The 285-nt window shown below is 67.7% G+C and carries 1 protein-coding gene; it reads right to left on the reverse strand.

Going from position 1 to position 285, the window contains the following annotated elements; genetic code table 11:
- On the reverse strand, positions 1 to 259 hold a 259-nt coding region (locus ON19_RS30710), incomplete at its 3' end, for a tetratricopeptide repeat protein (protein ID WP_255218423.1).
- Positions 260 to 285 lie beyond the last annotated feature (26 nt).

Consider the following 285-nt stretch of genomic DNA (forward strand, 5'->3'; position numbering starts at 1 on the left):
AGGTCAGGGTGTCGGGGTGGTCGGTGCCGAGGATCCGCTCGTGGTCGATGAGGACCTGCTCCAACAGCTCGATCGCCTCCGAAGTTCGCCCCGCCGCCCGGTAGGCGTCGGCGAGGTTATGGCGGGAGGTCAGAATGTCGGGGTGGTCGGCGCCGAGGATCCGCTCGCGGTCGGTGAGGAGCTGCTCCAACAGCTCGATCGCCTCCGAAGTCCGTCCCGCCGCTTGATAGGTGCTGGCGAGGTTATGGCGGGAGGTCAAAGTGTCGGGGTGCTCGGCACCGACGG

It is taken from the genome of Nocardia abscessus NBRC 100374 (genome assembly GCF_000308455.1).
Lineage (GTDB): Bacteria > Actinomycetota > Actinomycetes > Mycobacteriales > Mycobacteriaceae > Nocardia > Nocardia abscessus.